At 59.1% G+C, this 5,528-nt stretch carries 6 protein-coding genes; 3 read left to right on the forward strand and 3 right to left on the reverse strand.

All coding sequences use genetic code 11. The annotated features are described in order from the left end of the window. Positions 1-258: 258 nt before the first annotated feature. The 3 genes from larE to NW818_RS03635 all read left to right on the forward strand — a co-directional run bounded on the left by larE (position 259) and on the right by NW818_RS03635 (position 3,627). Entirely contained in the window at positions 259-1,179 is a 921-nt protein-coding gene (gene larE / locus NW818_RS03625) for an ATP-dependent sacrificial sulfur transferase LarE (protein WP_414423853.1), read from the forward strand. Positions 1,180-1,231: 52 nt separating this feature from the next. After that, on the forward strand, positions 1,232-3,064 hold the full coding sequence (locus NW818_RS03630) for a DUF3769 domain-containing protein (protein WP_414423854.1): 1,833 nt from the start codon (positions 1,232-1,234) through the stop codon (positions 3,062-3,064). A gap of 281 nt (positions 3,065-3,345) precedes the next feature. Continuing rightward, positions 3,346-3,627, forward strand: a complete 282-nt coding sequence (locus NW818_RS03635; RefSeq protein ID WP_414343190.1) for a DUF1830 domain-containing protein — start codon at positions 3,346-3,348, stop codon at positions 3,625-3,627. 24 nt (positions 3,628-3,651) lie between these two features. On the opposite strand, the gene NW818_RS03640 is transcribed toward NW818_RS03635, so the two are convergent. From NW818_RS03640 to NW818_RS03650, 3 genes are read right to left on the reverse strand one after another with little or no spacing between them, the layout of a single operon-like run. Continuing rightward, a complete protein-coding gene (locus NW818_RS03640) occupies positions 3,652-4,041 on the reverse strand; it encodes a hypothetical protein (protein ID WP_414406960.1) in 390 nt (129 codons plus the stop codon). 31 nt (positions 4,042-4,072) lie between these two features. Beyond that, positions 4,073-4,798: a hypothetical protein gene (locus NW818_RS03645; protein WP_414423855.1), complete on the reverse strand. Its 726-nt coding sequence runs from the start codon at positions 4,796-4,798 to the stop codon at positions 4,073-4,075. 41 nt (positions 4,799-4,839) lie between these two features. After that, the gene (locus NW818_RS03650; RefSeq protein ID WP_414418984.1) at positions 4,840-5,382 is read right to left on the reverse strand and encodes a DUF3110 domain-containing protein; all 543 of its coding nucleotides are present in this window, start codon (positions 5,380-5,382) and stop codon (positions 4,840-4,842) included. Between the last annotated feature and the right edge of the window lie 146 nt (positions 5,383-5,528).

Raw genomic sequence — 5,528 nt, forward strand, 5'->3', positions numbered from 1 at the left:
TCCCGGTAGGGTGCCGGAGGCATAGCACCATCGCGACAGCGGGTGAGCGGACTACGGATAGATTGCCCAATTGTCTACTTTTCCTTGAGGGATCCCGCATCCCATGCTGGGGAGAAGCGTTGGAAAGTCGGGGATCTCTAGGAAAGAATAGAAAGAGGGGGGATCCCTGCCCCTGATAGCAACCGGCTCTTCTCCTGCCGGCAATAGCGAGATGGCATCCTTGCCTGGTTATCCAAACGCTTGGCATCTTCTGTCTTCATGAGCACAGCCCAAGGCCCAACCGCCTCTCGTCTCGACCCTCTCCCCCCCGGAGAGGGAGGAACAACGGCCAACCCCCTGCTGGAGTGGGATCCCGTCCTGCAGCGCAAGTTCCAGCAGCTTGTCCAGATCTTCGCCGAGATGGAGCAGGTCTTGGTGGCCTACTCTGGGGGGGTTGATAGCAGCCTGGTGGCCAAGTTGGCCTGGGATCAGTTGGGGGAGCGGGCCCTGGCTGTCACCGCTGCTTCTCCTTCGCTGCTGCCGGAAGATTTGGAGGAGGCAATTCAGCAGGCTCGGCAAATCGGGATCCGCCATCAGATCGTCGAAACCCACGAGCTGGAGGATCCGAGCTACGCTGCCAACCCTGTTAACCGGTGTTACTTCTGCAAAAGCCACTTGCACGATACCTTGCGCCTGTTGGCCCAAGCCCAGGGATATAACCATGTGGTGGATGGCCTCAATGCCGACGATCTGGCCGATTACCGACCGGGGACACAGGCAGCTCGGGAGCGCGGCGTGCGTTCCCCTTTGGCGGAGGTGGGGATGAGCAAGCTGGAGGTGCGGCAATTGTCTCGCCACCTGGGGCTGTCTTGGTGGGATAAACCGGCCCAACCCTGCCTCAGCTCTCGCTTTCCCTACGGGGAGGCAATCACCCCTGAGAAGCTGCGTCGGGTGGGAGCGGCGGAGCGCTACTTGCGCAGCTTGGGTTGGCGGCAGGTCAGGGTGCGCTCGGAGAAGGACACCGCCCGCATCGAACTTCCTCCGGATCAGATCGTGGAGTTTGTGCAGAAAACCAATCTGGAAGCGCTGGTCAAGGCCCTGCAATCCTTCGGCTATCTCTATGTCAGTCTCGATTTGGAGGGCTACCGCAGCGGCAAGCTCAACCGAGTCCTCAACCTTTCCCAGTTGGCCACAAGCTAGCGGGCTGGGGAAGCCGTAGGGGATCTGTGTTGAAGTTTTGCGCCGGGTGATTATGAGAGGGTTGCGGTTGCTCTGGCTCTGCTTGGGGGTGCTGGGGTTGGCAGTTGCCGGCCCTACTGCGGCTCAGGTGGAGTCCCAGAAGAAGGGGGGCGCTCAGCCCATGGATACGACTGACCTCAGCGCCGTTGCCGACCGAACGTTACGGCTGCGTTCTGACCGGCAAACCTTCGATCAACGGGCGGAAGTCTTCCAAGCAGAAGGCAATGTGGAGATGCGGCTGGGCCGCTCTGTGTTGCGGGCGGATCGCCTGCGCATTGAACTGCGACAGCGGCGGGCTGTGGCCGAGGGCAATGTTTCTATTCAACTGGATCGGCAGCGCATTCAGGGATCCCGGCTGGAGTACGACTTTGAGCAAGAGCGGGGATTTTTGGAAGAGGCCTTCGGGCAGGTGGATATTGGCCAGTTGCAGGCCAGTGGATCCCCGGCAGCCGCCCTCTCTCCGCAGCGGCTGGTGCGCTTTCGTGCCGTTCGCATCCGCTTCGATGCCAACACCTGGGAAGGAGAACAGGTGCGGCTGACCAACGACCCGCTGGATCCGCCGGAGTTGGAGATTCGTAGCCCACGGGTGACCTCCACCCTGCAAGCCGATGGCTCCAGCCTTTTGATTGCCGAGGCCGGCCAACTGGCCTTCGACCAGGTCTTGTTTCTGCCTCTGCCCATTCGGTTGCGCTTCGACTCATTAAACCGTCAGCCTCCGGTCAGCATCTTCTACGATGATTTCGACAGGGAAGAATTGCGGCGCGGCTTGATCCTCCAGTCCAACATCGAGCTGCTGCGGGATCCCAACGTGAGCTTGGTGCTCTCCCCGCAACTGTATCCACAACGTCTTTGGGGCAGTGAGCAGGGCCTTTTGGATGGGATCGGGCTGCGGGCCGATTTGCGTTGGCGGCAACCGGAGGCGAATGCCCAAACCTCCCTGTTTGCCGAGCTGCGGGGGATCGTCTTCCAGGAGTTTGCTCAGCGCTTGCGAGCCCAGGTCGAACACCGCATCACCACCGGCGATGGTGGAGAAGTCGCCTACACCTACGCCTATCGGGAACGCTTCTTCAGCGGTCGCCTGGGGTTTCAAATTGTGGAAAACCGCCTCGGTGCCAGCTACCGCTCACCCACCCTGCGCCTAGGGAATACCGGCTTGGATCTCAGCTACCGCATAGCCGTCGACTACATTGATGCCTTGGGGCAGCCGGATGAAATCGACACGGATCCGGAGTTGGCCTTAGCCAACACCACCGACCGCATTCAGCTCTCCCGCCTGCAACTGGGGGCAACCTTGAATCGCTCCTTTCCCCTCTGGAGCCCTCCCAAGACGGCGGCGGATCCCCCACCCCGCTTTTCCGCTCTGCCCATCGAGCAAGGGATCTGGCTCAGCACCGGTGTGAGCAGCAGCCAGTCTTTTTACTCCAATGGCCGAGCCCAGAGCTATACTGCCGGCAGTATTGGCATTGATGCGGTGATTGGGGCTTTTGTGGCCGATACCTTCGACTACACCAACCTGAGGGTGACCTACTCCAACGGTTTTTTGGCCGGAGCCTCGCCATTTTTGTTCGACCGCATCACCACGCGGGAACAGCTCGTCCTGGGCTTTTTGCAACAACTGTACGGCCCGCTGCGGGTAGGGGCAGAGACAACGGTAGATTTGCAGTCGGGCCAGCAGGTGGATGTCGTCTATCGCCTGGGCTACGACCGCCGCACCTATGGCTTTAGCCTGCAGTACAATCCGGTGCGCCAGTCGGGGGCTCTGGAGCTGCGGGTGGAGGGCCTGAACTGGGATCCCGGCCAATCCTCGCCGCAGCCGACGACGGGATCGAGGATCCAAGAGCCCTGATCCCCAAACTCCAAGGGAACGGAAAAATGTAATCCTGACTACTACTCTGTGGAGATTTTCTATGAGAAATTGTCCCATATTGGGGAAAAATCCTAATTCAAATCTTCCTCGAATTGCAGAACCCTCTTGGAAATCGAAACAGTAAGGTAAAATACAGAAGTTATTTTTTCCAGGATTGATTTCTGCCAGTTGGGATCGCCGTATCGCAGACTACCGCAGTGATCCCCAGACGGTGTTAGGGTAGATGGTAGGCTGAGCAACGTGGGCTGGTAATCTGAATTATGCAAACACTCGATGCAATCCCCGATAAAAAACGAGCAGAGCGAATAACCTGTAGCTACATCAATGCGACCAGCTCCATTCAGGTGGTTCGCATCACGAATATCGAAAACTGGTACTTTGAGCGGGTGGTCTTTCCAGGCCAGCGGCTGCTCTTTGAAGCGGTGCCTGGAGCCAAGCTAGAGATTCACACGGGCATGATGGCCAGCTCCATTCTGGCAGACACCATCCCCTGTGAAAAGCTGCGCGTTCGAGAAACGGAGCCGGCGACCGTAGGCGCCTAAATCCCCAGAGGCCAGGGGTGCGGACTAGGTTTCGCGGCCTTGCTGCTTTCTCTCTTCTCTTTCCGAACTGGGGGAAGGCTGAGGTGAGGGGCTGGCGGAGCGGCGGGGCTTGGGAGGTAGGGGGATCTCCAGGAAACGGGCGCTCAATCTCACCAGGCTGGTCTCTTGGGGCGGCCAAGGGATCCCCAACCAACGGGCCGTGATCTCCAGCAAGCTGGGGGGTGGTGTCGGCGTAGGAGTTGGCGTGGGTGGTGGGGTGGGGTACAGATCTAGGCGCGGTGGCCGTGGGGTGCTAACCCGAAAAGCATCGGGGGGCGGTTGGGTCAGAGGTACATTCGGATCCCCGCATCCCAGCAAGCCCAGTCCGCCGGCAAGCAACAGGCCGTACAATTTTCGAGTGCCTCTACTGCCCATGAGTACGCTGCTGGACACCTCCAACAGGGTATCATCGGGATCCCAAAGCTCTGAGCTGGGCTTGCAAATCTTCCTCCAGCACAGATAGCTGGCGAGCCAAGGTCACGTAGCGGTTGGCGGTCAGGTTTTTGGCGGTAAACTGCTCCAGCAGTTGCTGATCCCGGGCAACCATTTGGTTGAGATACTGAGCCACAGAGGCTTGTGGATCCTCGACTAAAGCTCGGCACACCTGTAGGGCCATCACCAGTTGGGCCCGCACCTGCAAAAACAGCGACTGGATGTACTTTTGCTCAGCCTCACTGAGTTGCCGAAAATCCCGCCAATGCTGCCCCCCCTGCAGGGATTGTTGGAGCTCGTTGACCCAGTGGTTGTAGTCTTTTACTTTGCGGGCCAGATCGGTGGCAAACTTCATCACCTCGGGGGTGCTGTTGAGCAGATGGGCTTCCTGCCAACGCTGCCGGATGCGATGCAGGCTTTTTCCCAAGCGCAAGTTGGCTCTCAGGATCCCCAACAGGAGCAGCAGTAGGATCCCGGCAGCCGCGGTATAGGACACCCAAGAGCCGGGATCCCGCATCCCCAAGAAGATGACCAAGGCTATTGCTATCAAACCAAAGGCCAGCATGCCCCAGGAGCGTAGCCGCTGTTGCTGCAGACGCAGGTACTCCGCCCGCAAATCAAAGGCCTCGCAGCAAGCGTCCAGATCGGCGGCCATGAGCTGGCGAAACTCGTCCACAGAGATCGGTTCCACACTAATCATCGAGGGCACCCTTAACGCAAGTGGATCGAGGCCAAACGGCATCAAGACCTGCCCTGCCAATCACGGGCAGCTTCCGTGCTTTCTTGTAGGGGCTCCAGCGTTTCGCTGGCCGGAACCACCATCAACCCATACCCTCCGCTGCGGCAAAAATCGACGATCTCCTGCGTGTCAAAGCGTTCTGCCACGGGCTTGGGCAGTCCCTGTTGAGCCAACCGCTGCGCATATTTTCTTGCCGCAAACGAGCTCTCAAAAGCAATGACGATATCTTGACCCCCAACCTGGCGCGTGCAGATTCCCTCCTGCCCATTGGCTTGGTAAAGCAGCACAATCACCTGGGGGGGCAAGTCCTCTGGGCTGACCCAAGACAAACCCTTCTCAGCCTGGGATCCCCCGCTGAGCAATACATCCCGCGCCTCATTCAGCCGCGCCAGTTGCGCCTCTAGCAAGGGTCTTTGTCGCTCGTCCTCCAGTTCTGCGAGGGCAGTACTGAGGGTTTGGTATTCCTGAAACAGTCGCCCCCGGATCTGCCGCTCGGTTGCATCGGGCGGAAGGTTGAGAATCTGAAGGGCTTCGGCGGTGTTCATCATGGGCTCTGATTTATTCAAAATCATTGCCTAGACTAGCTGCTTTGAGAGTCTCTGGAGAGAAATTCTCCTATGATCGTGGCTGCCCGCTTTCTCGGCCAGAAGAGAGGGTGGACTCACCGTTCGCGCCAGCGGGCCGGAGGCCC

The sequence above is a fragment of the Synechococcus sp. R6-5 genome, from assembly GCF_047461775.1.
In the GTDB taxonomy this organism is placed as follows: domain Bacteria; phylum Cyanobacteriota; class Cyanobacteriia; order Thermostichales; family Thermostichaceae; genus Thermostichus.